Annotated in this window: 24 protein-coding genes; 14 read left to right on the top strand and 10 right to left on the bottom strand. The window is 67.2% G+C overall.

Annotated elements, in window-relative coordinates:
- Nucleotides 1–20: 20 nt before the first annotated feature.
- From MTAB308_RS22560 to MTAB308_RS22550, 3 genes are read right to left on the bottom strand one after another with little or no spacing between them, the layout of a single operon-like run.
- Nucleotides 21–923, bottom strand: coding sequence for an SDR family NAD(P)-dependent oxidoreductase (locus MTAB308_RS22560; RefSeq protein WP_077102325.1), 903 nt, complete (start codon nucleotides 921–923; stop codon nucleotides 21–23).
- Nucleotides 920–1249 carry a ferredoxin gene (gene fdxA / locus MTAB308_RS22555; RefSeq protein WP_077102323.1) on the bottom strand — a complete coding sequence of 110 codons (330 nt, stop codon included), beginning with the start codon at nucleotides 1247–1249 and terminating at the stop codon, nucleotides 920–922. Before fdxA ends, MTAB308_RS22560 begins: the two co-directional genes overlap by 4 nt.
- The gene (locus MTAB308_RS22550; RefSeq protein ID WP_077102321.1) at nucleotides 1246–2811 is read right to left on the bottom strand and encodes a phytoene desaturase family protein; all 1566 of its coding nucleotides are present in this window, start codon (nucleotides 2809–2811) and stop codon (nucleotides 1246–1248) included. The genes fdxA and MTAB308_RS22550 overlap by 4 nt, the downstream gene beginning before the upstream one ends.
- A 141-nt stretch (nucleotides 2812–2952) precedes the next feature.
- On the opposite strand from MTAB308_RS22550, the gene MTAB308_RS22545 reads away from it, so the two are divergent.
- Nucleotides 2953–3552, top strand: coding sequence for a TetR/AcrR family transcriptional regulator (locus tag MTAB308_RS22545; RefSeq protein WP_077102319.1), 600 nt, complete (start codon nucleotides 2953–2955; stop codon nucleotides 3550–3552).
- 102 nt (nucleotides 3553–3654) lie between these two features.
- Here MTAB308_RS22545 and MTAB308_RS22540 read toward each other — a convergent pair whose 3' ends face one another.
- The 5 genes from MTAB308_RS22540 to MTAB308_RS22520 all read right to left on the bottom strand — a co-directional run bounded on the left by MTAB308_RS22540 (nucleotide 3655) and on the right by MTAB308_RS22520 (nucleotide 9610).
- Nucleotides 3655–5289: a fatty acyl-AMP ligase gene (locus tag MTAB308_RS22540; RefSeq protein ID WP_077104669.1), complete on the bottom strand. Its 1635-nt coding sequence runs from the start codon at nucleotides 5287–5289 to the stop codon at nucleotides 3655–3657.
- Nucleotides 5290–5545: 256 nt separating this feature from the next.
- Nucleotides 5546–6502 (bottom strand): 4-(cytidine 5'-diphospho)-2-C-methyl-D-erythritol kinase, encoded by a 957-nt coding sequence (locus MTAB308_RS22535; protein WP_216823706.1) that lies wholly within the window; start codon nucleotides 6500–6502, stop codon nucleotides 5546–5548.
- Between the two features lie 53 nt (nucleotides 6503–6555).
- Entirely contained in the window at nucleotides 6556–7494 is a 939-nt protein-coding gene (gene rsmA, locus MTAB308_RS22530) for a 16S rRNA (adenine(1518)-N(6)/adenine(1519)-N(6))-dimethyltransferase RsmA (protein WP_077102315.1), read from the bottom strand.
- Nucleotides 7458–8585 carry a resuscitation-promoting factor gene (locus tag MTAB308_RS22525; protein ID WP_077102313.1) on the bottom strand — a complete coding sequence of 376 codons (1128 nt, stop codon included), beginning with the start codon at nucleotides 8583–8585 and terminating at the stop codon, nucleotides 7458–7460. The genes rsmA and MTAB308_RS22525 overlap by 37 nt, the downstream gene beginning before the upstream one ends.
- Before the next feature lie 164 nt (nucleotides 8586–8749).
- On the bottom strand, nucleotides 8750–9610 hold the full coding sequence (locus MTAB308_RS22520) for a TatD family hydrolase (RefSeq protein ID WP_077102311.1): 861 nt from the start codon (nucleotides 9608–9610) through the stop codon (nucleotides 8750–8752).
- An 18-nt stretch (nucleotides 9611–9628) separates the two neighbouring features.
- On the opposite strand from MTAB308_RS22520, the gene metG reads away from it, so the two are divergent.
- Both metG and MTAB308_RS22510 read left to right on the top strand, forming a co-directional pair.
- Nucleotides 9629–11185, top strand: coding sequence for a methionine--tRNA ligase (metG, locus tag MTAB308_RS22515; protein WP_077102309.1), 1557 nt, complete (start codon nucleotides 9629–9631; stop codon nucleotides 11183–11185).
- 245 nt (nucleotides 11186–11430) lie between these two features.
- Nucleotides 11431–11793, top strand: a complete 363-nt coding sequence (locus MTAB308_RS22510; protein ID WP_083746727.1) for a PAS domain S-box protein — start codon at nucleotides 11431–11433, stop codon at nucleotides 11791–11793.
- Between the two features lie 99 nt (nucleotides 11794–11892).
- Here MTAB308_RS22510 and MTAB308_RS22505 read toward each other — a convergent pair whose 3' ends face one another.
- Together MTAB308_RS22505 and MTAB308_RS22500 are read right to left on the bottom strand one after the other, a co-directional pair.
- Nucleotides 11893–12621, bottom strand: coding sequence for a TetR/AcrR family transcriptional regulator (locus MTAB308_RS22505; protein ID WP_077102305.1), 729 nt, complete (start codon nucleotides 12619–12621; stop codon nucleotides 11893–11895).
- A 134-nt stretch (nucleotides 12622–12755) separates the two neighbouring features.
- On the bottom strand, nucleotides 12756–13433 hold the full coding sequence (locus MTAB308_RS22500) for a TetR/AcrR family transcriptional regulator (protein ID WP_077102303.1): 678 nt from the start codon (nucleotides 13431–13433) through the stop codon (nucleotides 12756–12758).
- Nucleotides 13434–13928: 495 nt separating this feature from the next.
- Between MTAB308_RS22500 and MTAB308_RS22495 the strand changes: the two genes are divergently transcribed.
- From MTAB308_RS22495 to MTAB308_RS22445, 11 genes are all read left to right on the top strand, one after another.
- Nucleotides 13929–15149, top strand: coding sequence for a PPE family protein (locus MTAB308_RS22495; protein ID WP_077102301.1), 1221 nt, complete (start codon nucleotides 13929–13931; stop codon nucleotides 15147–15149).
- A gap of 115 nt (nucleotides 15150–15264) precedes the next feature.
- Complete coding sequence (locus MTAB308_RS22490) at nucleotides 15265–16059, top strand: glycosyltransferase family protein (protein WP_077102299.1); 795 nt, start codon at nucleotides 15265–15267, stop codon at nucleotides 16057–16059.
- Nucleotides 16056–16718: a PIG-L deacetylase family protein gene (locus MTAB308_RS22485; RefSeq protein WP_077102297.1), complete on the top strand. Its 663-nt coding sequence runs from the start codon at nucleotides 16056–16058 to the stop codon at nucleotides 16716–16718. The genes MTAB308_RS22490 and MTAB308_RS22485 overlap by 4 nt, the downstream gene beginning before the upstream one ends.
- A gap of 30 nt (nucleotides 16719–16748) precedes the next feature.
- Nucleotides 16749–17300, top strand: a complete 552-nt coding sequence (rfbC, locus tag MTAB308_RS22480) for a dTDP-4-dehydrorhamnose 3,5-epimerase (protein WP_077102295.1) — start codon at nucleotides 16749–16751, stop codon at nucleotides 17298–17300.
- Complete coding sequence (locus tag MTAB308_RS22475; RefSeq protein ID WP_083746631.1) at nucleotides 17297–18142, top strand: WecB/TagA/CpsF family glycosyltransferase; 846 nt, start codon at nucleotides 17297–17299, stop codon at nucleotides 18140–18142. Before rfbC ends, MTAB308_RS22475 begins: the two co-directional genes overlap by 4 nt.
- A gap of 17 nt (nucleotides 18143–18159) precedes the next feature.
- On the top strand, nucleotides 18160–19665 hold the full coding sequence (locus tag MTAB308_RS22470; protein WP_083746630.1) for a sugar transferase: 1506 nt from the start codon (nucleotides 18160–18162) through the stop codon (nucleotides 19663–19665).
- Nucleotides 19665–21155 carry an oligosaccharide flippase family protein gene (locus tag MTAB308_RS22465; RefSeq protein WP_077102293.1) on the top strand — a complete coding sequence of 497 codons (1491 nt, stop codon included), beginning with the start codon at nucleotides 19665–19667 and terminating at the stop codon, nucleotides 21153–21155. Before MTAB308_RS22470 ends, MTAB308_RS22465 begins: the two co-directional genes overlap by 1 nt.
- Nucleotides 21152–23161 (top strand): glycosyltransferase, encoded by a 2010-nt coding sequence (locus MTAB308_RS22460; RefSeq protein WP_077102291.1) that lies wholly within the window; start codon nucleotides 21152–21154, stop codon nucleotides 23159–23161. The genes MTAB308_RS22465 and MTAB308_RS22460 overlap by 4 nt, the downstream gene beginning before the upstream one ends.
- 367 nt (nucleotides 23162–23528) lie before the next feature.
- Nucleotides 23529–24782, top strand: coding sequence for a class I SAM-dependent methyltransferase (locus MTAB308_RS22455; protein ID WP_077102289.1), 1254 nt, complete (start codon nucleotides 23529–23531; stop codon nucleotides 24780–24782).
- Nucleotides 24779–25876 carry a class I SAM-dependent methyltransferase gene (locus MTAB308_RS22450; RefSeq protein WP_077102287.1) on the top strand — a complete coding sequence of 366 codons (1098 nt, stop codon included), beginning with the start codon at nucleotides 24779–24781 and terminating at the stop codon, nucleotides 25874–25876. Before MTAB308_RS22455 ends, MTAB308_RS22450 begins: the two co-directional genes overlap by 4 nt.
- A complete protein-coding gene (locus tag MTAB308_RS22445) occupies nucleotides 25873–26988 on the top strand; it encodes a glycosyltransferase family 4 protein (RefSeq protein ID WP_077102285.1) in 1116 nt (371 codons plus the stop codon). The genes MTAB308_RS22450 and MTAB308_RS22445 overlap by 4 nt, the downstream gene beginning before the upstream one ends.
- Nucleotides 26989–26990 lie beyond the last annotated feature (2 nt).

The raw sequence follows: 26990 nt of genomic DNA, 5'->3' as shown, positions 1-26990 counted from the left end.
CGGCGGGGTGCGGACGCGGATTACGCCGGCGACGGTTCGGCGAAGCCGCGGCCGAACCGCTCCACCATTTGCCAATACTCGGGCACGTTGCCGTCGCCGAGGAGGTCGACCAGCAGCCGCACCTCCGGGGGCAGACGGCCGGCCACATCGGTGAAGCCGTACTCGCGTGCGAGGCGGGAGGCGAAGAACGATCGGCCGGTGCGGGCCATCCGGTCGGGGTCGGTGAACAGCGCGACGACGGCGCGGCCCGAGAACCGCGGGGACTCGCAGATGTCGAGGTCGAGCCCGAACAGCTGGCGCGACCCCGACGGGCCCTCGGTCGCGAAGCCGAGGATGCGGTCGGTGAGCACCAGGCCCGGCCACAACCCGATCACCGCCACGTTGTGCTCGCGCAGTTCGAGCGCCGTGTCGTGCGTGATCTTCTCGATGGCGGCCTTGGCCGCCCCATACGGCGTGGACAGTATGTAGTCCTCGCAGCCATGGGAGGAGATGTTGACGACCAGCCCGCCCCCCTGCTCGATCATGATCGGGGCGGCAAGGGCGGAGGTCACGTAGTTCGCGCGGGGGCCTACGGTGAGGCTGTCGGTGATCGCCTGGAACGGGAGGGTCCAAAACGGCTGTCCCACCATGGATGTGAAATCAGGCGACGCGACGTTGACCACCAAATCGAGTCGGCCCGCCTCGCGGCGCAATTCGTCGAACACGGCCACCACCTGGGGGTCGTCGGCGTGATCGCACGCCCGGGCCACCGCGGCGCCGCCGAGTTCGGCGATCTGATCGGCGGTCTGCTCGAGCCCGGCGGCGGTGCGGGCGGTGAGCCACACGGTGGCGCCCTGCTTGCCGAGCTCGATCGCGATGCCCTGCCCGATCCCCTGGCTCGCGCCGGTGACCAGGGCCACCGCACCCTCGAGGGGTCGCGTCATTGGCCCTGCCCGCCCATCGGCTGGAGTTCCTTGACGGCCGGTGGATCATGTTCGCACACACCGACTTTGGCCGCACCACCGGGCGAACCGAGCCGCTCGAAGAAGGCGGCGTTGAGCTGCGTATAGCCGCTCCACTGATCGGGCAGGTCATCCTCGTAGTAGATGGCCTCGACCGGGCAGACCGGTTCGCAGGCACCGCAGTCGACACATTCGTCGGGCTGGATGTAGAGCATCCGGGCGCCCTCGTAGATGCAGTCGACGGGGCATTCCTCGATGCATGCCTTGTCTTTCAGATCGACGCAGGGCTCGGCGATCACGTAGGTCATCGCGAGATGTCCTCCAGCGCCTGGTGGGCGGCGTTGTAGCCGGGAGTGAAGGTAATCCCCGGCCCCCCATGGCATCCCGCGCCACCCAGGTAAAGCCCCTCGATGCCGATGGGCATGTCGAGGAAGCCCTTGGGGCCGGGCCGGTTGGGCCCCATCAGGTCTGGATGCAGCAGGCCGTGGCAGAAGTCGCCGGCGGGAGCGGCGAACATCGTCTGCATATGGTACGGCGCGAACGTGATATGCCGGATCTGGATGTCGCGGAAGTTGGGTGCGTAACGGGTGATCTTGTCGATGACCTTCTCCGCCATCACGTTCTTGAGCTGACCATGGAGGTCGCGGCTCGCTTCGACGGGGAACGCATAGGCGAACGCGCTCGCCGCGTGCTTGCCTGGAGGCGCCATGCTGGGATCGTGCACGGACGGGATCTGCATGCCCATCGACGGATTGTCGGGAATGATGCCCCGCTTGCACTCCTCCCATTGGCGTTGTTGCTCTTCGGGTGAGCCGAAGATGCCGATGGACGATTGCATGCCGGGTTCGTTGAGGAAGTCGTACGGCGGCGCGAATTCCGGCAGGCCGTCGAGGGCGAAGTGGATCTGCACGAACGGCGCCCGGTGGTCGCGTCCGCTGAGCCGGGTGATCAGGTCCGCGGTCAGATGCTCGGCACCGACCAGGTCCATCATGGTCAGGTCGGGCGACAGGTTGGACACGACGATCGGAGCGGTGATCTCGGAGCCGTCCTTCAGGCGCACGCCGGTCACGCGATCGTTCTCGACGAGGATCTTCTCGACCTTGGCGCGATACCTGATCTCCCCCCCGTGGGAGACGAACAGCTCGTGCAGGTGCTGGCCGAGCGCCCCGATTCCTCCTTCGAGCTTCGTCATCATCGCGGTGCCCTCGCTCGGGACGGCGAGCGCGAACGCCAAACATGTTGCGCTGCCGGGCGTGTAGGGCCCGCGATAGGTGGAGTTGATGGCGAGGAAGGCGAGCATGCCGCGCAGCACCGCGTGCTTGTCCTTGTCGGGCAGGAAGCGGTCGATGGCATCCATCGCCGTCCCGAACATCACCTCGTGGATGGCTCTGCGTTCGAATTCGTTTGCGGCGCAGGCGTACATCTCGTCGAGCGTCTTGGGTGGCGTGCACACCTCGAAGCGGCCGAGCGCTTTGGCGGGTCCCTGGCTCCAGCCGATCATCTCGGCCATACCCGTGACGGCCTCGGTTCCAAGTTTCTCGGCGAGGTGCGTCATCAGCTGCATCGGATCCCGGTAGAAGATCATGGGTTCTTCGCCGTTGTCGCCGAGATTGACCGACTGGACCTCGGCGTCAACGGTGGGCAGTGTGTCCAGCCCGAGCTCTTTGGTGATCGCAGGGGCGGTGGGGAATTGCACCGAACCCGCGATCTCGTAACGAAATCCGTCGATCAACTCGACCGTGGCGGCCATTCCGCCGCTGTAGGTGTTGGCCTCCAGGCACAGCGTGCGCAGGCCGGCGCGTTGCAGGACCGCCGCGGCGGTCAACCCGTTGTGGCCGGCCCCGACCACGATCGCGTCATAATCCGTCATCGCTCATGCTCCTTCTCCGAATGGTCTTCGAGGCGACCTGGCCAAGGCGCCCGCCGAGGGGCGCCCCTAATATATGTCAGTACTGACCCAATTGAAAGATGTCGGCGCTGACAGGGCGTCGGATGTGATGGGATGCGAGGTATGAGCGAGCGGACGAACCTGCACAAGCTGCGCCACAGCCGAACCCATGAGGCGCTGCGGCAGGTTGCCTTGAGGCGGTTCGCCAGCGAAGGCTTCGCCAAAGTCACGGTGCAGCAGCTCGCGCAGGAAGCCGGCGTCACCGAGCGCACATTTTTCCGGCACTTTCCCACCAAGGAAGCCGTGCTGTTCCAGGACTACGACACCCAGGTGGAATGGCTGGCCGATGCGCTGGCGAAACGGCCGCGCTCCGAGTCGGTGTTCGAGGCGGTGCTGGCCAGCATGGAAAGCTATCCGCACGACATCGAGCTGGTTCGGCAGGCGGCGCTCGCCCGCGCCGAACTGATCACCGGGGACCAGATCGCCAGCCACCTGCGGGTGGTCCAGTCCTCGTTCGCCGCGGTCATCACCGACTTCGTCATGCAGCGCTACCCCGACGTGGAGAACATCGATCTCGTCGCCGGCGTCGCGGGCTCCACACTGGCCGCGGCCATGGTCGTCGGGGTGGAGACGTGGGGGCGCAACGGCTGTGTCGAGGACTTGGGTGCCATCTCCGCGACCTGTCTGGACTTGGTGCGGTCGGGGCTCTCCCCGCTGCGGTGATGCGGAGCCGTCGGCGAGCGTGCGTGTTGGTACAGCGACACACCGCAAACCGCGGCAATCTGCGCACGCTCGCGCAGGAAGGGGCGGCGGCGGGAGGGGTCGCTAGCTGACCAGGCTGACCGACGTGGAGCGGCGCAGCTTGCCCGACGGGGTCTTCGGGATGGTGCCGGGGCCCAGCACCACGACGTTGCGCGGCCGCACGTCGACCTCGGCCACTACTTCGTGGGCGACCTGGTGCTCGATGCGGCGCACCTCGACCGGGTCCTGCCACGCGTTGGACTCGACCGCGACGGCGAACGTCTCGCGGGAGTGGCCGGCATCCAGGCGCACAGCGACGGCGCAGCCCGGCCGGACCCCCTCGACGCGACCGGCGGCCCGTTCGATGTCGGTCGGGTAGATGTTGCGCCCCGCCATGATGATCACGTCCTTGACGCGTCCGCAGACCACGACGTGGCCCTCCTCGGTCAGATAGCCGAGGTCACCGGTGTCGTACCAGCCGTGCTCGTCCTGGGCCGGGATGAAGCCGCCCATGGTGAGGTAGCCGGGCGTCAGCGACTCGCCGCGCAGCTCGATGACGCCGACGCCGCGCGCGGGCATCACGTTGCCGTTCTCGTCGATGATGCGGGCCTCGAGGTCCTTCAGCAGGGGACCCAGCGTGGCCAGCCGGCGGGTGTTGCCCTTGGTGGCGGGCACGGCCCGGCGCAGGGCCGCCAGCAGGTCGGCGTCGACCTCGTCGACGACGAGGCCGGCGTTGCACTCCGAGAACGACACGGCCAGCGTCGTTTCGGCCATGCCGTAGGCCGGCAGGATCGCCGAGGGCCTCAGCCCGAACGGCTTGCCCGCGTCGAGCAGGTCTTCGACGTCGGCGGGTTCGACGGGCTCGGCCCCCGACAGCGCGAACCGCAGCGTGGACAGGTCGAAATCACCCGGCTTGGCGTTGCGGCGCAACCGCTTGGCCAGCAGCGCGTAGGCGAAGTTGGGCGCCGCGGTCATGGTGCCCTTGTACTTGTCGATGAGCTTGGCCCACAGCAGCGTGTCGCGCAGGAAGTCCATCGGTGTGACTTTGACCAGCTCGGCGCCGAAGTACATCGGGATGGTCAGGAAGCCGACCATGCCCATGTCGTGGAAGCACGGCAGCCAGCTCACCATGACGTCCTTGTCGACGTCGTATTGGGCGCCGATGAACATGGCCTCGGCATTGGAGTAGATGTTGCGGTGGGTGATCTGGACGGCCTTGGGTGATCCGGTCGAACCCGACGTCAGCTGCATCAGCGCCAGGTCGTCCTCGCCGACCTCGATCGGGTCGATCGGCTCCGAGGCCAGCAGGTCGGCGACGGTCAGGACCCTGATGCCCTTCTCCTCGAGCACCGGGATGGCGACCATGAAGGGCTCGGAGACGATGACGGCCTTGGCCTCGATCATGCCGATGACGGTCATGGTGTCCTCGGCCCACACGGCCAGGTCGGTGCGCGGCGTGGGCTGGTGCAGCATGGTCAGGCTGGCGCCGCGCATCCACAGCCCCTGCGCCGTCGGGGCGATCTCCACCGGGAAGCCGGCGAGCACGCCGACGGCGTCGCCGAGGCCGATGCCCGAGGCGGCCAAGCCGCCGGCGATGCGGCGAGCGCGCTCGTGAACTTCGCCCCAGGTGTGCCGAACGGGCTCGTACGGTTCACCGGTGACCATGCCCGTCTGCGCCGTGCGGGCATTGCGGAACATCTTGTCGGTAAACCTGCTCACAAATACCTCCTCGGTTCCGGCAAATTCCCCAAGGCCCGGATTCTCATATTCCGCCTGCTGGGCGCCGCTGTGTAGCAGGCGCGCGAGCACAGTTGGGCAGCGGTTAGGTCTCGAAGCGGTGGTGAGCCGACGAGTCCGCCGGGATGCCCGGCGGACGACGGAGTTGAGTGGTCGTGCTTAGCGCTGCTCGTCACCGGGAGCCATCTTAAACTCCTCTTAAGTAACTGCCAAACTGTGGCGCGCGATGAGCGCGATTTCACACTTCAGTGGGTGTCGGCACCACGCGGGCGCCCGGTACCGGACCGCTGGCGACCCGCACGGTGCGACAGACGCCCTCGCCGGACAGCCGGGTTCCGACATCGACCGCCTCGCCCGCCGAGGTGCACAGGAAGGCGCACGTCGGGCCCGAGCCGGACACAATGCCCGCCAGGGCGCCGGCCTCCACACCGGCGCGCAGCGCGCTGCGCAGCGCCGGGTTGAGGCTCACCGCGGCCGCTTGCATCTCGTTGCCCAGCAGCGGCGCCAGTTGCTCGGGATCGCCGGCGGCCAGGGCCGCCAGCACCGGCCCGGGCTCGTCGAGTCGCGGCGGATCCCCGCCGTCCCGAAGCCGGTCCAGCTCGGCGAAGACGTCGGGGGTGAGCAACTCGCCGTGGGCGAACGCCAGTACCCAGTGGAAGCTGTTGCGGGACAGCACGGTGGCCAGCTCCTCGCCGCGGCCGGTTCCCAGCGCGGTGCCGCCGTGCAGGGCGAACGGCACGTCGCTGCCCAGCCGCGCGGCGAGCGTGTGCAGGTCCCGGCGTGGCACGTTGAGCTCCCACAGCGAGTTCATCGCGACCAGCACCGCCGCCGCGTCCGCGCTGCCTCCCGCCATGCCGCCGGCCACCGGGATGGACTTGTCGATCATGATCGACACATCCGGCGCCCGCCCCACATGCTCGGCCATCAGCTCGGCGGCCTGCCAGGCGAGGTTGCGCTCGTCGGTGGGCAGCGTGCCGGCGCCCTCGCCGACGAGCTCGAGCGACAGCACGTCGGCGTTGCGGACGGTCACCTCGTCGAGCAGCGAAACGGCCTGAAACACCGTCGTCAGCTCGTGGTAGCCGTCCTCGCGGCGATCGTCCACCGCCAGGTACAGGTTGACCTTGCCCGGCACGCGGACGGTGACCGACCCGGTGGGCACCCACTGCGCGGCGGTGTTGCCGTCAGACATTGTCAGCCACGGCAGCAGACTATCGCTGCGCAAGGCCAACCGCGCGCAACGGCGCCCGGTCAGCTCGCGGAAGCGTGCCCCGAGACGTGCGGCAGCGTGTCGTCACCGCTGCCCGAACGCCGCAACAGGCGCACGAAGTCGTCGATGGCCAGCGTCTCACCGCGACGCGCCGGATCGATGCTGGCGGCCAGCAGCCGATTCGCCGATTCGTTGCCGGAGCCCGCCCACCCGGCGAACGCGTTGCGAGACGTCTTGCGCCGCTGGGCGAACGCGATGTCCACCAGCTCGAACACCTGCCGCCGGAAGGCTTCGTCGGTCGGCCACGGTGACGTCGGGTACCGGTCGATGCGAACCAGCCCGGAATAGACGCGCGGAATTGGCCAGAAGACGGTCGGCGAGACCGTGCCGCAGCGACGTACCCGCCCGAAGAAGCGGACCTTCACGCTGGGCACGCCGTACTCCTTGCCGCCGGGCTCGGCGGCCAGCCGCTCGGCGACCTCGGCCTGCACCATCACAGTGAGGACGCGAATGGATGGGAATTCGGCGAGCAGATGCAACAACGCGGGCACGGCGACGTTGTAGGGCAGGTTGGCGACCACGGCCGTGGGTTCGGCGGGCAGCTCGTCGCGGCGCAGGGCCAACACGTCGCGGTTGCGGACCGTCAGCCGATGGGCCTCACTGTGCGAATGCTCGGCGACGGTCTGGGGCAGCCGGCCGGCCAGCACCGGGTCGATTTCCACGGCGGTGACGGCGGCGCCGCGGTCCAGCAGCGCCAGGGTCAGCGAACCGAGGCCGGGGCCGACCTCCAGGACGTGGTCGGACCGGCCGATGCCGGAGGTCGCGACCACCCGCCGCACGGTGTTGGCGTCATGGACGAAGTTCTGCCCCAGAGCCTTGCGTGGCCGAAATTCCAGTTCTTTGGCCAGCCGCCTGATCTCGGTGCGCCCGAGCAGCCGGATGGTCAGCTTGCACCAGCTCTTCCGCTGCACACCGGCCAGGCGCCCCAGCCCTGCCGTTCCCGGGTCACCTCGGCAACGGCGATCTGCTCCTCACGGGTGGCGAGGTCAGCGCGCGGCGCAAACCGCAGCCCGCCGTTGCGCTCCCAGGTGCCCTGGTCGAACTGCACACCCCCGTAATACCCGTTGCCGGTGTTGATCGCCCAGTTTCCGCCCGCCTCGCAGCCCGCGATGGCGTCCCACACGGACCCGTTGCTCACCGGGGGCACGTCGGTGCCGGGCTTGGTGCCCACGCGCACCACAGCCTCACGGGCCGGCGTGATCACCGTGTTGGCAACGGGCAGTCGCCCGGTCTCGACCCCGTTGACGGTGGCCACCGCGAACGTCACGTCCTGCGTGCCCGGGCTGCCCGGGTCCTCGACGACCTGGCGGCTGACGTTCATTCCCGGGTCTTCGATCCGGCGTGCGGGCGGCTGCAGCGGCACCCGCTCGGTAACCCGCTGGATCCGGTTGCGGGTGACCTGGATCTGCATCCCGTCGACGATCGGGGACGCCGCACCGGGCGTCACCTGGTCGCTCTCCAGCAGCGGCGCGCCGGCGGCGTTCAACAGCCCCGCGACGTTGGGCGCCGGCAGGTGCACGGTGCGCACCGCGCCGCCGTCGTTGATCTGGACCGTCTTGGCGCTCACGACCGGCAGCGTCATCCCCGCCAGCGGCACGCGGCTGCCGCGATTCGCCGCGGCCGGGGCGGTGTCGGTCATCGCGAGTTGAGCCAGCGCCTCGTCGACGGTTGATGCCGTCGTCCATACCTGCTTGGCGTCGTGGCCGTCCAGCGAGATCTGCAGCGGACGGCTGCGCCGCAGGACGATATTGGCGGCGTCGTGGACCTGCACGTCGCCGGCGGGGTAGAGGTCGTCCCGGTCGTCGACGTTGTAGCCGTTCTCCCGGACGATGTCGATCACTCGCGACTTCATGGTCGTCACCCGCATCGCCATTCCGTCCACGGTCAGCGTGACCGTCTTGGACGCGGAGACCGCAAGCCCGCCGGCGCACCCCAGTACCAACAACAGCGCTCCGACTAGGAGGCGCAACGTGGGTGACGAATTGTGATGAAGTTTTGTCAATACAGTCAACGCGCGCTACCCCGACCTCAGCAACAGTTACGTAACACTCAGCAGGAAAATGACAAAAGGGCCCAGGGGCCCCCGACCTTACGATCACAAGACGGTAACGAACCGGCCAATGTTGGGCAACTCCGGCGCGGCGTTGTTGTAGAAATCACCCGCCGCGGCGCCGGTCACGAGGCCAGCCCGTAAACCCGCCGGGCATTGCTAGTCGTGATTTGCGCCAATTCCTCGGGACGGCGCTCCAGCAGTTCAGCGATCGCCCGCACAGTATAGGGAAGGCAGTACGGCTCGTTAACTGCACCCCGGTAGGGGTGCGGCGTCAGAAAAGGCGCGTCGGTTTCCACCAAAAGCTGCTCGAGAGGTATCAGCGGCACCGCCTCCCGCAGGGCGCGGGCGTTGCGGAAACTCACCGTCCCCGACAGGCTCAGCAACCACCCGGCGGCCGCGCAGCGGCGGGCCATCGCGGCGTCGGAGGAAAAGCAGTGAAAGATCACGACGTCGGGGGCGCCCTCGGCCGCCAGCACGTCGAGGACCGCGGCGTCAGCCTCTCGGTTGTGGATCATCAGCGGTTTGCCGCACCGCTTGGCCAGGTCGATGTGCCAGGCGAAGGCGTCCCGCTGCACGCCGGGATCCGCGCACCCGTCCAGGCGGCCGGGCCAGTACAGGTCCATCCCCGTTTCGCCGACGGCCACCACCCTGGGCAGGCCGACCAGCCGCTCGATCTCGGCACGGGCGGCGTCGTCCAGCGCGTTCGCACGAGTCGGGTGCAACGCCACGGCGGCATAGACGCGGGGATCCCAGTCGGCGGCCCGCGTGACCCAGCGCGCCGAGTCCAGGTCGTCGGCGATGGTGACCACCGCTTCCACGCCGACGGCCGCGGCGCGGTCCACGATGGCCCGCACGTCCCCGGCGCCCGTGTCGGGTCCGCCGCCGACCGCGTCGAGATGGGTGTGGGCGTCGATCAGGGGCGCCAGCGGTTCGGGCGCCGGAGGCGCCTCGCGTTTACCGGAGCGGTTGGAGCTCACCGCCACACAATAGGGTGAGTCCCGATGAAGCCCTACTACGTCACCACCGCGATCACGTACCCCAACGCCGCGCCGCACCTGGGGCACGCGTACGAGTACATCGCCACCGACGCCATCGCGCGGTTCAAGCGGCTCGACGGTTTCGACGTGCGCTTCCTGACCGGAACCGACGAGCATGGCCTGAAGGTGGCGCAGGCCGCCGCGGCCGAAGGGCTGCCCACCGCCGAGCTGGCTCGCCGCAACTCCGACGTGTTCCAGCGTCTGCAGGAGCGGCTCAACGTCTCCTTCGACAGGTTCATCCGCACCACCGACGCCGACCACCACGAGGCGTCCAAGGAGATCTGGCGGCGGATGGCCGCCGCCGGCGACATCTACCTGGACACCTACGAGGGCTGGTATTCGGTGCGCGACGAGCGATTCTTCGTCGAATCGGAGACCGAGGTCGTGGACGGGACGCGGATCGCCACCGAAACCGGCACCCCGGTGACCTGGACCGAGGAGCAGACCTACTTCTTTCGGCTCTCCGCGTACACCGACAAGCTGCTGGCCCACTACGAGGCGAACCCGGACTTCATCGCCCCCGAGGTGCGGCGCAACGAGGTGGTCAGCTTCGTCTCCGGCGGCTTGCGCGACCTGTCGATCTCGAGGACGTCGTTCGACTGGGGGGTGCAGGTGCCCGAGCACCCCGATCACGTCATGTACGTCTGGGTGGACGCGCTGACCAACTACCTGACCGGGGCGGGATTCCCCGACACCGACTCCGAGCTGTTCCGCCGCTACTGGCCGGCCGACCTGCACATGATCGGCAAGGACATCATCCGGTTTCACGCCGTCTACTGGCCGGCCTTCTTGATGTCGGCGGGAATCGAGCTGCCGCGGCGGGTTTTCGCACACGGGTTCCTGCTCAACCGCGGCGAAAAGATGAGCAAGTCGGTGGGCAACATCGTTCCCCCGGAGGACCTGGTCGACACCTTCGGGGTGGACCAGGTGCGCTATTTCCTGTTGCGCGAGGTCCCGTTCGGCCAGGACGGCAGCTATAGCGAAGAGGCGATCATCACCCGGATCAACACCGACCTCGCCAACGAGCTGGGCAACCTGGCCCAACGGTCGCTGTCGATGGTGGCCAAGAACCTCGGTGGGGTGGTGCCCGACCCGGGCGAGTTGAGCGCCGCCGACAGCGAACTGCTGGCGGCCGCCGACGGCTTGCTGGAGCGGGTGCGCGCCCACTTCGACGCGCAGGCCATGCATCTGGCGCTCGAGGCAATCTGGCTGATGCTCGGGGATGCCAACAAGTACTTCTCCGCCCAGCAGCCGTGGGTGCTGCGCAAGAGCGACTCCGAGGCCGATCAGGCGAGGTTTCGCGCCGTGCTGTACACCACCTGCGAAGCGGTCCGCATCGCGGCGCTGCTGGTCCAACCCGTGATGCCCGAGTCGGCCGGCAGGCTGCTCGACCTGCTCGGTCAGGCCGAAGACCGACGCGCTTTCACCGCCATCGGCGCGCGACTGGTCCCGGGGACCGCGCTGCCGGCACCGACGGGTGTGTTCCCGCGCTATCAGCCGCCAGCGCCCGAAGTCGAGTGAGCGGAACGCAGTGACGGGAGCGAGACGAGCATCCGACACCGAAGTCGAGTGAGCGGAACGCAGTGACGGGAGCGAGACGAGCATCCGACACCGAAGTCGAGTGAGCCAGAAGCGGTTATTGAGTTGCATGGCAGGCTCATTCGATGAATATTCTTGGCGCCCCGGATAAAAGCGCCGAACGACCTCCGGTCATAGGTCATAATCGGGCGGTGGAGCGACGACGAAACCCGCAATCGAGCGAGCCGCTGACTACTTTGCAGCAGTTGCCTGCGCTGGTCGTCCTGGAGAGGATTCCGGTCCCGGTGCTCGCGATCGGGAACGACGGCGGCATCCTGTTCACCAACACCGCGTTCGCCGAGATGCTGGGGTTCGAGCCCGAGGAAGTCCTGAAACTGCGGTTTCAGGAGATATTCCACGAAGCGCCCGAGTCGGAATCGTTGCTGTCGGTGGTCCACGCCCTCGCCAACATGGTCGTGAAATTGGCGCACAAGGACGGCTCGATGGTGCGCGCGCTGATGAGCAAGTCCGCCCTGCTGCGGGCGGACGATCAGTTCGTACTTGCGGTCTTTCAGGATCTGACCGAGCAATTATGGGAAGAAGAGCGCTAGCCGCCTCGATAAACCATTAGGAATAATCCCGGCACAATCAGATACTTGCAGTATGGCTTTTTGCGTCGACCTTCTCATCGGACGGCCGGTCGCCGCCGCTCAGCGGACCTCGGGGACCGCCGCGACGTCGGCGCCGGCCGGTGCGGCCGAAGGGCCATGGCGGAGCGCCTCGCGCGAAAGAAACTCGCGGAAGTAGGGCAACGACGCCTCGGTGACGATGCCGGCCAGCATCAGATGCCAGATTTGACTCGGGGGGCCGGCGAGGCGATCGGCGGCGCCGCCTGCCCCCTCGTGACCCGCGATGCCCTTGGCCGCGATCGCGTTGCACAGCAAACGCGTGCCGAAGATAGCGCCGACGAGCGACTCGCTGATCATCGCCGCGTCCAGCTCCCGACGCAGGTCACCTTCGGCGGCGGCCCTGCGGGCCTGAGCCGCCATCAGCTCGACCAGGTTCGCGCAGAAGCGCGTGGCCGCTTCATTGAACCCGCTCAGGGCGGCCGTCAATTGCTCGGCGGCGCGGGCTGTTTTGTCGGTGGTGAGCACATTCGCGATCGTGAACGTGCCGTGGATCATGTTCTCCAGCGCCGGCGACGATGACCCGCACACATTGCGGAACGCGACAAGTATTGTCTCCGAACCTTCTTCGATGATCGCCGACGCCAACGACTCCTTCGAATCGAAGTGGTGGTAGAGGGCACCCTTGGTCATGCCCGTCCGCTCGATGATCGTGTTCCACCCCGCTGCGGCGTACCCGACCTCACCGAAAACGTCTATTGCGGCATCGAGGATCTTTCGCCGGGTGGCTTCCGATCGAACCTGGCGCGCCATCGCTTCTGCACCTCCGGAATTCGGTCGATGGGCTTAAATTCCGGATCTCGACGTGTTCACGAATCTTCCGGCCGAAGGCTCAAGCCTAACAGCCGCCCCCACCGGTCCCGATCGCGCGATGCGCAGGTCGCGCACTAGTCCGAATCCGCGGCCGTCGAGCTGGTAGTGACCGCGAGCGCCGCGCGTCGCTTGAGGAACTGGCGGAAGTAGTCGATCCGTTCCGGCTGCAAGATGCCGGTCAGCAGCAGAAGCCAGCACTTTTCGAGGTCATGCAGGAAACGCTCCGGCTCTTCCAGATTGCTGGTCTGCCGCAGCCCCACGTGCAGGGAGACCATCAGGCGCCCCACGTCCTGCGGATCACAGTGCTGGTCGATGTCGCCCTCGGCGATGGCCTGCTCGACGACTCCGGCCAGTGCCTTGGCCCATTCCTCCAGCAGCCGCTTCTGCAGCCCCTCGGACCGGCCGACCGACTCGAGTAGGTTCAGCCCCGCCCTGACCCCGTCGGTCTTGATGTCACCGACGGCGATCAGATAGGAGAAGTCGATGAGGGTTTCCAGGCCCGAAAGTCCGCGCGTCAGCAGATCTTCCACCGCGGTGGCGCCGGCGACGGTCTGACGTTCGATGATCGCGACGGCCAACGCGTGCTTGGACCGGAAGTGAAAATACATCGCGCCCTTGGTCAGTTCCGCTTCCGCGAGAATGTCATCAAGGCCGACATCGTGATAGGCCCGTCGAGCGAACTGATGCGAGGCGGCCCGCAAAATCTGTCGCCGGGTCGCGTCCGCGCGTCCGTCGGTCGAGTGGGTCGTCATCGGAACCGTGGACCCGACTGTCCGGAGCGGCTTGATCGCGTTCCTGGGGCAGCAACGCGAGTGATCATTCCGGGGCCTGTGTCATGGCCCGGATCGATCAGTGTCACGTTCACGAAGCCTTCCTCGAGCAGGGCCCGCACCTCGGTTCAGAGCCAGCACTCACCGGCGGGTCTCGGGGGCAATACGGCCGTCTCTGAGGTTAGCAGTCAGTCGTCACGTCGAGGCTTCAACGCTACGGGTCTGCATCGCGAACTTGGAAATACTCGTAGTGAGCGTTCTTGCTGTACTACGAACTAAAAGTATGTAGAATCGTCATCTATGTGGTTTTCAGTTTGTTTGCCTGGTCAGAGGCCTGCAGCCGGGCCCCGGGTGCCCGGCTCACCCCGTCAACCACTGCGCCGGACGGCCCGTATGCACCGCGTGCCGCGTGTGTCGTTGGTCACTTCGCTTCGGCCGGCGGCGGCCGCCGACCGGTGCGGCCAGGGGTAGAACACGATGGATTTTGGTGCCCTTCCGCCGGAGATCAACTCCGCGAGGATGTACGCCGGCCCCGGCCCGGGCTCGCTGGCCGCGGCCTCCGCGGCCTGGGATGACCTCGCCGCCGAGCTGCACTCCGCCGCGGCGTCCTACCGATCGGTGATCTCGGGGCTGACGGTCGGGCGGTGGCTGGGTCCGTCGTCGCTGGCCATGGCGTCCGCCTTCGGGCCTTATGCGGCGTGGACGTCCGGTGCCGCCGCGCGGGCCCAGGAGGCGGCTAGTCACGCCAGGCTGGCGGTGGAGATCTATGAGGCCGCGTGGGCGATGACCGTGCCCCCCGCGGCGGTCACCGCCAACCGGGTTCAACTCGCGGTGTTGACCGCGACCAACTTCTTCGGCCAGAACTCGCCGGCCATCGCGGCCAACGAGGCCCAGTACGGCGAGATGTGGGCGCAGGACGCCGCGGCGATGTATCAATACGCCGCGAATTCGGCGGAGGCCGCGGACCTGACGCCGTTCGCATCGGCGCCCGAGGTCAGCGACCCTGCCGGCGCCGCAGGACAGGCCACCGCACTCTCGGAAGCGGCCGCGGGCTCGTCCACCCAACAACTCACCCTGGCCAGCCTGATGTCCACCCTGTCCACGATGTTGTCGAACCTGGCGTCGCCGGCCACGGCGAGTGCCGCGACCACCACGACGCCCTGGGGGACCCTGCTGGGTGGGCTCAGCTCCGGGACGGGCGGGCTCTCGGTGGCGAGCTTCATGAGCGAGTTCGAAAGCAACATGCCCGCCCTGCTCCCCGGCTATCTGATGGTGGCCGCGACCCCGTTGTACGGGCTCTCCAGCGTGCTCGGCATGGCCCAGACCCTGCAGGGGATGGCGACCACGGCCGCCGCGGGGGCCGCCGATGTCGCGGGGACAGCCGCCGCCGAGGCCGCCGGCGCGGCCGAGGCCGCCGGCGCGGGCCTCGTCGGCACCATGGGCCAGGCGGCCACCCTGGGCCCGCTGTCGGTGCCGGCCAGCTGGACCAGCGTCATCCCGACCGCGCACCTGACCAGCGCCGGGGCGGAGCTGGCGAGCGCCGGCGCCCCCGGCGGAGCGGGGAACATGCCGCCGAGCATGCTGGGCGGGCTGCCGAGGGGGGCCGGGGGCCGCGGAGCGCCCGGTCCGCGGTACGGGCTGATCCCCACCGTGATGGCGCAACCGCCGTCCGGCGGCTACGGGGCGTCGATCATATGACCCCCGCAAATGCCGATATACCAAAAGTATCGTTTAGCCCCTCTGAGTGGGTCCTTGGTTTTCACCCCCTCGCGCGCTGCCCGCGCGCGGTCCGTCGTCCGAAGGGTTGGGTGTCATGAAAGTCGTACTTTTCTGCGGTGGTTATGGGATGCGGATGCGCACGGCCGAGGGCGACCTTGTCCCCAAGCCGCTGCAGATGGTCGGTCCCCGACCGCTGCTGTGGCACGTGATGCGCTACTACGCCCACTACGGGCACAAGGAATTCATCCTGTGCCTCGGTTACGGCCAGTCGATGGTCAAGGACTTCTTCCTCAACTACCGCGAGATGGAGTCCAACGACTTCGTCATGCGCGCCGGTGAGATCGAATTGCTCGATTCCGACATGTCCGACTGGACCATCACCTTCGTCGACACGGGGCTGGAGTCGCCGATCGGCGAGCGGCTGCGCCGGGTGCGCAAGTATGTCGGCGGCGACGAGTACTTCCTCGCCAACTACGCCGATGTGCTGACCGACGCGCCGCTCGACACCATGATCGACCGGTTGAAGACCAGCGGTGCGGCGGCCTCCATGCTGATCGTGCCGCCACAGTCGTCGTTCCACTGCGTCGATGTCAGCTCCGCCGGCGACATCAAGGAGATCGCCCCGATCGCCAAGTTCCCGATCTGGGTGAACGGCGGCTACTTCGTACTGACCGATGAGGTCTTCGACCTCATCCCCGAGAACGGCGACCTCGTCGGCGACGCCTGCATGGCGCTCGCCGGGACCGGCCGGCTCCTGGGGTATCAGCACGACGGCTTCTGGAAGCCGGCCGACACGTTCAAGGAGCGCGCGGAACTCGACGCCGACTACAACGCGGGCACCCGCCCGTGGATGGTCTGGGAGCAATCTCCGGCGAGACGTTCGGCATGATCGGCCTGCACACCGGCGCAATCAAATCGGTTGCGGCCATCGGGGCGCACTGCGACGACATCCTCATCGGCGCGGGCGCCACGTTGTTGCAAATCGCCCGCCACAACCCCGATGTCGTCGTGCACGCCTTGGTGTTGACCGGTGGCGGCAGCGAACGCGAGATCGAAGAAAAGAACGCGTTCGCGGCGCTGTTCCCGCGGTCGGAGGTTCGGTTGACGGTGGCCGACCTGCCCGATGGCCGCCTGCCCGACCACTGGGGATCGGTCAAGCGACACCTCGCCCAGTTCCGCAGCCAATGCGAGCCCGACCTGGTGATCGGCCCGCACCGCCACGATTACCACCAGGACCATCGCTTGGTCGCCGAGCTCATACCGACCGAGTTTCGTGCGCATCTGGTGCTGGGCTACGAGATTCTCAAATGGGAGTCCGACTTGCCGAATCCGACTCTCTACGTGGGCGTTCCGGACGAGGTGGCCCGCCAGAAGACCCAACTGCTCGCGGAGTCGTACCCGTCTCAGGCGGGTCGCGACTGGTTCGACGACGCCGCGTTTCTCGGCCTGATGCGGGTCCGCGGCGCGCAGGCCCGCGTTCGCTACGCCGAAGCCTTCGTGAGCGAGAAGGCGATCTTGAATCCCTTCGGCGCCCAATCGCTGGACTGAGTAACCGCCACCGACCTAGAAGGGAACCGCGTGAAGTACACACCCACGAATGTCGCAGGCGTGACGATCATCGACGTCGAACCCAGCCGTGATCATCGCGGCTTCTTCACCCGTTCGTTCTGCGCCATCGAGTTTGGTAAGCACGGCCTGATCTCCGAAGTCGCGCAAACTAGCATCTGCTTCAACTACACCCGGGGCACGGTGCGCGGCCTGCACCGGCAGGCGCCGCCGCACGCGGAGGCCAAACTGGTGCGCTGCGTGCGCGGCGCCATCGCCGACGTCGCCGTCGACGTCCGCCCCGAGTCGCAAACCTACGGCGAACACGTGATGGTAGAGCTCAGCGCGGACAACCACCGGGCGCTGTTCCTGCCACCGTACGTGGCGCACGGGTTCCAGACGCTGACCGACGACACCGAGATCCTCTACCAGATCAGCGGTCCGTACGTACCGGACAGCGAAGAGGGATTCCGTTGGGACGAAGCCGAATTCGGCATCAAGTGGCCGCTGCCGGTTACCGTCATGTCGGAGAAGGACGCGAGCTGGCCCTCGCTGGAGGAGTCAGTGGAGAGCGAGGCGTCATGACCTCGGCCCTCTCCTCGGTCCCGGTGCGCATGGTCGTCAGCGGGAGCATCGTCGAACGGTGCGACACCGACGAGGTGCTGTCGATCATCGCGGACCGCCTGGACTCCGGGTCGCCCGGCCTGGCGGTGGGCTCGGTGAACCTCGACCACCTGCACCACTTTCGCACCCTGGGTGCGGCGCCGGCGGGCCGGCTGGAGTGGTTGCTACTGGCCGACGGCATGCCGATCGCGTGGCGAGGACAACTGCTGACCGCGCAGCCGTGGCCCCGCGTCACCGGCGCCGACCTGCTACCCGCGGTCCTGACGCTGGCCGAGTCGACGGGCCAGCGGGTCGGCTTCTTCGGTGGCAGCGCCGAGACCCACCTGCTGCTGGCGCAGCGCCTGCGGGCGCGGTATCCCCGGCTCGCGATCTCGGGGATGTGGGCGCCCGACCCGGCGGACATCGAATCGGGTTCCGACGCTTTCGTTTCCGCCATCCGCACGGCGCGCACCGACATCCTGGTGGTCAGCCTGGGCAAGCCGCGCCAGGAGCAATGGGTCGACCGGCACGGATTCGCCACCGGGGCACGGGTCTTCCTGCCGTCCGGCGGCGCCATCGACTTCTTGGCCGGCAAGACCCGCCGCGCCCCGGACTGGATGCAGCGGGCCGGGCTCGAGTGGTTTTACCGGCTCACCTGCGAGCCGCGCCGGCTGGCCCGCCGTTACCTGCTGCAGGGACCGCTCGCGCTGCTGCGCGCATCGCGGGCCCAGCTGATCTGCTACCCCGGCGCGTACTACGCCGGGACCCCCATCCACGACGCTGCCCGGACCCTCTCCGGCGCAGCCGAATCGGCGACCGCCTAAGCCAGGAAGCCGCCAGCATGACGACAACCCTTCGAGCCGACAGCGGTGTACCGCCGCTTCGGGCGCAGGCCGTGCGCGTGCCGCACGCCAAGGGCTTTTCGCGCTGGCAGCAGGCGTACTCGGCCCGGTTGCGCGTCACGGACACGGCGATCGTGTGCGCCGCGGTTGCACTCGCCCAGTTCGTCCGGTTCGGGGACACGCCGACCACGTCGGGATACCCGGGCCCCGTGATGACGTTGCTCTCGGTTCTCTTTGCGGCGCTGTGGCTTTCGTCGCTGTCGATGTTCCAGACCCGATCGACGCGCATCATCGGCGCCGGAATCGACGAGTACCGGCGCATCGCCAGCGCGTCCTTCTGGACGTTCGGTTTCATCGCCATGGTCACGCTGCTTGCCAAGATCGAGCTGGCGCGTGGCTATCTGGCGGTCGCCCTTCCCGCGGGCACCATCGGGCTATTGGCGAGCCGCAGCCTGTGGCGCAAGCACGTCTGGCGCAAACGGGCGCACGGCGAATGCCAGACCATGGTTTTGGCGATCGGCGACCGGCCGGGCGTTACGCATTTCGCCGGTGAGCTGATCCGCAACCCGAACGACGGGTACGTGGTGGTCGGGGTTTGCATCCCGGGTTACGGCCCGCCCCGCGGCGAAACGTTGACGGTCCAGGGCCACGAGATCGCGATCCTCGGCGACGAGACCCGCGCGGTGGCGGCGATCTCGGGTTGCGGCGCGGACACCGTGGCCGTGACGCGCACCGAGCATTTCGGCGTCCACGGGATCCGGGACCTGATGTGGCGGCTGGAGACGATGGACGTCGACCTGGTGGTGTCGCCCGGGGTGGTCGACGTCGCCGGCCCGCGGTTGACCCTGAAGCCGATCGCGGGATTTCCGCTGTTGCACGTCGAGAAGCCGCAATACGAAGGGACTCAGCGGTTTCAGAAGCGCGCCTTCGACTTCTGCTTCTCGCTGGCCGCGCTCGTCGCCACGGCGCCGGTGCTCATCGCGGCGGCCATCTGGATCAAGGCGACGAGCAGGGGGCCGGTGTTCTACCGCGCCGAACGCATCGGCCTGGACGGCAAGCCCTTCACGATGTTGAAGTTCCGGACGATGGTGGACGGCGCCGACACCCAGGTCGAACGCCTGCTGCCGCTCAACGAGGGCGCCGGCGGCATGCTCTTCAAGATCCGCCGGGACCCGCGCGTCACCCCCGTCGGCAGAATCCTTCGCCGGTTCAGCATCGACGAGTTGCCGCAGTTCATCAACGTGCTCAAGCAGGACATGAGCGTCGTCGGACCGCGGCCACCGTTGCGGCGCGAGGTCGAGAACTACGACGGGCAGGTCAAGCGCAGGCTGCTGGTCAAGCCGGGGGTCACCGGACTGTGGCAGGTCAGCGGTCGTTCGGACCTTTCCTGGGAGGACTCGGTTCGGCTCGACCTGTCGTACGTCGACAACTGGTCGATGGCCGGTGACCTGATGATCATCGCCCGCACGCTCAAGGCCGTCATGTCGAGCGACGGGGCCTACTGATGGTGCGTGAGAGCACAATTGAGCCGGCCGTGGCGGCGCCGGCCGTCGCCTCGGTGCCGCGGTCGCGGATCGCGCACGCGTTCTCCGTCCAACTGATCTGCCGGGCGCTGGGGATGCTGGCCTCAGTGGTGTCGGTCGCGATGACGGCCCGCTACCTCGGCCCGGGGCGCTACGGCGAGCTCACCATCGCGGTCGCCTTCGTCGGAATGTGGGCCAGCCTGGCCGATCTCGGCATCGGCACCGTCATCGTGCGCCGGGTCACCTCGGGCACCGGAGACCTGGAGCGGCTGGTCCGCGTCAACAGCGGCCTATCGCTGGTGTACTGCCTTCCGCTCGCTGCGGCGGCGGCCGGCACGGGTCTGCTGCTCTATCGCGACGCCGACGTCCGGGTCATGTTGGTGGTGCTCTCGGGCCAGCTGTTGATGCTGACGATGACGACGCGGTTCGAGCCGGTGTTCTTGTCCACCGTCCGCTTCTCGGCAGTGGCGATTTCCGACGTCGCGGGCCGGCTGGGCACGCTGGCGATGGTCAGCTACCTGGTCGCCGTCCGCGCCGACGTCGTCTGGTTCGCGGTCGCACAGCTCATACCGCCGGCGCTGCAGCTGCTCATCCAGGGCAGCGCGGCGGCGCGCCACATCTCATTGCGACCAATTTTCGCCCCGCGTGAGGTCGCGGACCTGTTGCGGGAGAGCATCTTTCCCATCGGTGTGGCCGTGGTCGGCGTCCTATACTGGCGCACCGACGGCGTCATCCTGTCGAAGGTCAGCACGCACTCCGAGGTCGGGGTCTACGGGCTGGCCTACACGGTCGCGTTCAACACCCTGGTCGTCTCGATGTTCTTCCTCAAGGCGACGCTGTCGACGGCCACCGAGCTGTTCTCGCGCAGCGTCGAGGCGTTCAGCGCCTTCCTGCGGCGCTGCGTCGAGCTGATGTATTTCGTGGGCGTCCCGGTCGCCGTCGTCGGCGCGTTGCTGGCGCGCCCCCTGATCGAGTTGTTCGGCGCACGTGAGTTCGTGGAGCGCGGCGCACCCGCACTCGCGATGCTCTTCGTCGCCGTCGCACTGCGTTTCGTCACCGGCACCCTCGGCCAGGGCCTGTTCGCCTGCCACCAGCAGAAGTTCTTGTTCCGGCTCTCCATCGCCACACTGGCGTTCAACATCGCGCTGAACCTCGCGCTGGACAAGCCATTCGGCGCGGTCGGCGCCGGATTGGCGTTGGTGGGCACCGAATTGTTCGGCATGGTGATCGCCAGCTGGTGGCTGCGCCGCACGTGCGATTACCGCACGCCCGTGGCGTTTTTGCTTCGGCTGCTGGTGCCCACGGGCGCCTGCGTCGCGGTGGCGCTGCTCCTCGTGGGCCACCACGTGGCGTTGGTCGTGACCGCCTCCGCCGCCGTGTACCTGGTCACCAGCGTGACGATCGGTCCGTTCACGTGGTCGTCGTTGCGCACTCAGTTGACCGCACTGCGCCAAAGGAAAGTAGTGGCATGACACGCGAATTGGACCGGGCATACCTGAAACGCCCGGTCGGCACGCTTACCAGGTCCGGTCGGCCGATGGTGGTGATGATCGTGACCTACAAGAGCCACGACCTGGTCGAGCAGTGCCTGGCCAGCGTCGCCGAGCACCTGCCCGAACTGCCGGTCTACGTCTATGAGAACAGCGGCGACGGATATCCCGGTCGCCACGAGCTGGCCGCGCGGCACCCCGGGGTGCACTGGGTGCTGGGCCCGATTAATCTCGGCTTTGGCGCCGCCTTCAATGCGTTGGTGGAGCACACACCGAGCGACACTGACCTGTTGCTCCTGAACGCCGACGCGCGGCTCCAGGGCCCGTTGAACCGCACGAGAGAGTTGCTTCGCCAACCAGGAGTGGCGGCAGTCTCACCGCTGGTACGCGACAAAGGGGCACCCGGTCCGGCCCGTTGGGACATCGCGACGCGCCGCCGGACCTTGAGCCGGGCCCTGGTGGCGTCCGCTGGCTACTCCGCCGCACTTCGTCGGACCCCGATATCGCACCTCTATTCTCGCCAGCCCGCCGAGTCCAAAAGTATTGACGGATATTTGGGCGGCGCATGCCTGGCGATAAACCGTGCGGCCTGGAACGAGATCGGCGGCATGGACGAAGAGTTCTTCCTTTATGGGGAAGAGACCGACTGGCAGGATCGCGCCAAGTCGGCGGGCTGGCGTATTCTGCTCGCCGACGAACTAGAAATCGAGCATGGCAATCCGGCGGCACCGACAGATTCCGAACCCGACTCGGCGCACGGTGCGGCAGTGCCGACGGTCGAACGCTACCGCAACCGCGATTTGTTGCGCGCCAACATCGCCTTGCTGCTCGAACGCGAGTACGGCGTTCACCATGCGGACGTATATCTTGCCGGCACAAGCTTGTTGGACCGGCTGCAGCGGTCCAAGCGAGATACTCGTAAGCGCGCCATCGCTGTCCGCGGCACTGGCAAGCCATCGATCGTGATCACCACAAACCGCTTGGTCTACGGTGGCGCCGAGCGTCAGAAGTCCTTGCTGGCAACTGAATTGGATCGCCGCGGATATCCGGTCACGATCGTCTGCATGCAACGATTTGGCCCGATGATCAAGGAGATCCCGCACAGCGTGCGTGTGGTGCGGCAGCCGTGGTGGGCCCCGGCGGTCGATATGCCCGAGGGGCCAGCAGTACTGATCAGCGGTGACACCAACACCGAAACGGGTTTTGCTACGTTGTGGCGCGCGGCCGGTCGTGGTCGTCGCTGGTTAGTCGCCCCGCACATCCCGCCGGAAGCCGATCGTCCGATTTATTCGCGACCTCTGACCGCTGCAATGAGTCGTGCCGATGGCATTGTTGTTCTCGCCCGACGGCAGTGGGACATGCTTGGCGTGCACCACCGGCTCAAGGGACGCATGTTCGTCGCCCCCAATGGCGTCGCCATGATGGCAAAGCCGAGCCGCCGGACCCGGGCGGCGGGTGAACCACTTCACCTGGTGATGTTGTCGCGCATCGTCGAGCACAAAAACCCCCACCTGCTGATCGAAGCCCTCGCCGGCTTGGCGCATCTGCCCTGGCGGCTCTCCATTTTCGGCGACGGCCCGGACCGGGAGCGATTGGAGGCCCGTACGCCCGTCGAGTTGCGCGACCGCGTCCTGTGGCACGGATGGTCTGCCGGCCCGGGTCCTGCGTTGGCCCAGGCGGACTTGCTCTGTGTGCCCAGCCGGTCCGAGGCTTTCCCGCTCGTGATCCTGGAAGCGATGGCGCGGGGGATCCCCGTTGCGGCGTCGGCGGTTTGCGCGGTGCCGGAAATGCTCGACTTCGGCAGCGCGGGCTTCGTCGTCGACCCTGTTTCAATGCCGGCGTGGCGTGCCCGATTGGCCGACATTTTGGCCGACCCTGACGCGCTGCAGTCGATCGGTTGGCGCGGCTACGAGCGGCTGCGCGCACACTACACGGTGGAAGCAATGGCCAACGCCTACGTCGAAGCGATCAACGCGGTGATCTCATGATTGCCCGATCGTCCCGACATCCATTCCGCCGCAAGGCGGATCGCGCCCTTAAGACGGTTATCCCGGGCAGCGGCATCATGCCGTGCGGAGCAATAGCGCGCGAAGAGTCCTTCAATGCCCGAGAAAACGGCCGTTGTCTGCCTCGCAATGACCTACCTCGTCATGACATCGGACAGTCAACCTCCACAACTACCCGATCGCTGACGCGCCAGCCGCTGCGACATTGGTTTTGCCAAACCCGCGAGCATAGGATGCCTCCGGGCAACGCTAGTTCCCGGCGTCGACCGGAGCGCATGACTGACGCCCTGGGAACGGCTGCACCACTAGTTCGTCAACGAAGCCCCAGAAGCCATGGATTGAGAGCCCAATGAATTGCCGCTTATGTGACTCGGACCGGTTGATCAGCGTCTTGGATCTCGGCGCGACCCCGCCGTGCGAAAAGATCCTCTCTTTCGACGACCTCGATTTGCCCGAGACGAACTATCCCCTGCACCTCCGGCTGTGCGAGGAATGCCTGCTGCTGCAGATCCCTGCGCTGATCACCCCGGAGGACACCTTCACCGAATACGCTTATTTCTCTTCATATTCGGACAGCTGGGTGCGTCACGCCAAGGACTTCGTCGACGAGGCAATCCAGCGACTCCAACTCGGACCGCATTCGCGCGTGGTCGAAGTCGCCAGCAACGATGGCTACCTGCTACAGCACGTCGTTGCGGCCGGCGTGCCTTGTCTGGGCATCGAGCCGTCGGAAAACGTCAGCGCGGCCGCCCGAGCGCGTAACGTGCCTACCGTATCGTCGTTTTTGGACGAGGAGATCGCGGCCAAGGTCCGCAACGAGCACGGGCCGGCCGACCTCGTTGTCGCGAACAACGTCTACGCGCACATCCCCGATCTGAGAGGCTTCACGCGATCCCTTCGTAGATTGATGGCAGACGATGGGTGGCTAAGCATCGAAGTGCATCACGCGCTAAACCTGGTGCAGTTGGCGCAGTTCGACACCATTTATCATGAACACTTCCAGTACTACACGCTATTCTCGGCGATATGCGCGCTCGCAACGGCGGGGCTGGCGGTCGTTGACGTTGAACTGTTGCCCACTCATGGCGGGTCATTGCGAATCTGGGCACGCTCGGCGGAGATTGCCGGACCGCCGAGCCAACGAGTCGCAAAGGTGTTGAGCGTCGAGGAGGCGGCGGGCCTGCACAGCGTCGACGGTTACCTTCAGCTTCAGGCTAAGACGGAGGCCACGCGGCAGGACCTTTTGCGCTTTCTGCTGCAGTGCCGCGCCGACGGCAAACGCGTGGTCGGCTATGGCGCACCGGGCAAGGGAAATACCCTGCTGAACTACTGCGGGATTCGCAGCGATCTGCTGGAATATACCGTCGATCGCAACCCATACAAGCATGGCCACTTCACGCCAGGCGTGAGGATCCCGATCCACGAGCCGGAACGGATCGCAAGGGACCGTCCCGACGTCGTTCTCGCGCTTCCCTGGAACCTGGAGGCCGAGCTGACCGAGCAACTCGGCTATATCGCCGACTGGGGTTGCCAGTTGGTGTTTCCGCTTCCGACCCTTCACGTGGCGCCGAGTTTGAGCCCATCCTGCGGCGGTGTGGTGTGAGCGCCTGCCGGGCCTGCGGTTGCACAAGGTTATGCCGAGTATTGGACCTGGGAAATGTGCCGGCCGCTGACAACTTTCCATTAGTATCGGAGCCGGTGAGCCCAGCGGAGTCGGCGCATCCGCTCGCGATGGATCTCTGTGCGGGCTGCGGTCTCGCCCAACTCGCCAGCGACGACACCATTACCGAAGAACCCCGTGGCATTGAACCACTCGCCTTGCGGGACCAGGCCATTGACGCCGTCCAACGCGTAGCCGAGGCGGGTTGGCTGCGCGGCAGCACCATGCGCGAATTCGGCAGTCCACACGGGGGGACGTGGTTGCCGCTCCTCGCCGAGCGCGGTTTCGTGGAGTCTGAAACTGCCGACGTAGTTCTCGACTCTTTCGGCGTCATGCATGACCCAGACCAGCGGGCCGGATTCCAGTTTCGCGCGAAGACGACTGCACCCGAAGGCGTGTTGTTGGTGCAGTTCCCCTGGCTATTGGCAATGGTAAGTCAGGGGCAGTGGAATGCGTTGCGCCACGGACACTTCGGCTACTATTCACTGACCGCGCTCCTCGGCCTGCTGAATTCCGTCGGGATGAGCGTGGCGACGGCGTGGGAGTTCGATCTCTACGGCGGTACCTTATTGGCCGCCGCAGTCCATGGTCGCGTCGAGCCAGATGAAAGTGTCCGGGAAATACTGGAGCGTGAATCTGATTTCGGGATCAGGGACCCGGCAGTCGTCGGACGGCTGCAGTGCGCGGCCGAGGTCCACGCTGCCCAGCTGCGCGATTGGCTCCTGGCCCAGGCTGTCGACGGCCGCAAGGTCTATGGATACGGCGCCAGCTCCCGCGTACCGGCGTTGTTCAGCCTCGCGGGCGTCGACCGGCGGCTGCTGCAGGCCGTGGCCGACGCGTCGCCGGCGAAGCAGGGACGCCGGATTCCGGGAACGGACGTCGCGATCATCTCCCCAGAGCAGCTCGTCGCGGCCGATCCCGACTGCGTCATGCTGACGCTGCCCGATCTCTACGACGAGGTCCGGCGGGCATATCCCCAGCTCGACGGGCGCTGGTCGATCGAGCCGGGCGCAGTCGTGAAGCGGCTAGCGCTATGACTTCGCTTCGGGTGCTTTGGCTTTCGCCATGGATGCGGCCGTTGGCGCGCGTGCAGGCCGAGGCCCTGCGGCGGCGGGGAGCCGACGTGCTGCTGGTGACGTCCGACCAGCACCCGGAGTCCGACGGCGCCCGCGACTACGAGCTGGTGCTCGATCCGCGGGTTCGCACCCTCGCGACGTGGCCGGCCAGCGTCGCCGCCTGGCGTCGCGTCCGGGATTACGGAGCGGACGTGGTCATCGCCGAGTTGGTCCGCGATCCGCGCTGGATGGCTCTGGCCGCGGGGGCGCCCCGGGTGCAGCTGGTGCACGACGACAAACCCCATGACGCCGATGAACAGCGGCCGGGCTACGAGCGCGCGGTCTTCGATCGATGGGGTGCCCGCTCGGCGGCGACCGTCACCTACAGCGACTACGTCGCGGACGCGATCATCAGCCGCCGGGACGTGGCCGGCACCCCGGTGCACGTGCTTCCCCTCACCAGCGACCTCGACGTGGCGCTCGTCCCACCGCCGGTCCGCGCGGAGGGGCGCCGCGACTTCGTGATGGTGGGACGGCTCAACCCGTACAAGAACATCGACGTGGTACTGCGCGCCTGGCAGCGGCATGTCAGTGGCCAGGCCTGGCGCGGGGACAACCTGCTGCTCATCGGCGACGGGCCGATCAGCCTGAGAAATGCCGCGCTGCCGCCACATGCGCGATGGCTGTCGGGATCGTACCGTTACTCCGACGTCATCGAAACGATCTCCGCCGCAAAGGGTTCGGTGGCACACTACCGGCGCGCCTCGCAGAGCGGCGTGCAGGTGCTGTCGATGCAGCTGGGCGTGATGCCGATCGTTTCGGACATCGGGGGTCTGCCCGAGTACCAGCCGCCGGGCGGCCCGGTGGTCGGTGTCGACGACGTCGCGGGGCTGGCCGCGGCGTTCGACAGGCTGGCGGATCCGGCCGTCGCGGCGCGCAACGGCGCCGAGGCGGCGGGCCACTACGCGCGGCGCTGCTGCGGCGACGCGGCCGCAGACCGCTTGCTCAACATCCTCGCCGAGGTGCGGGCCGCGCGCCCGCCGTTCGGCGCGCGTGAACTCACCCGCGCCGGCCGGCCCCGGGAAAGGTTTTAGTT

The organism is Mycobacterium terramassiliense (genome assembly GCF_900157385.1).
GTDB lineage: Bacteria > Actinomycetota > Actinomycetes > Mycobacteriales > Mycobacteriaceae > Mycobacterium > Mycobacterium terramassiliense.
Note: the sequence above shows the minus strand (reverse complement) of the source record. Positions and strands in the feature narration are given on the sequence as shown.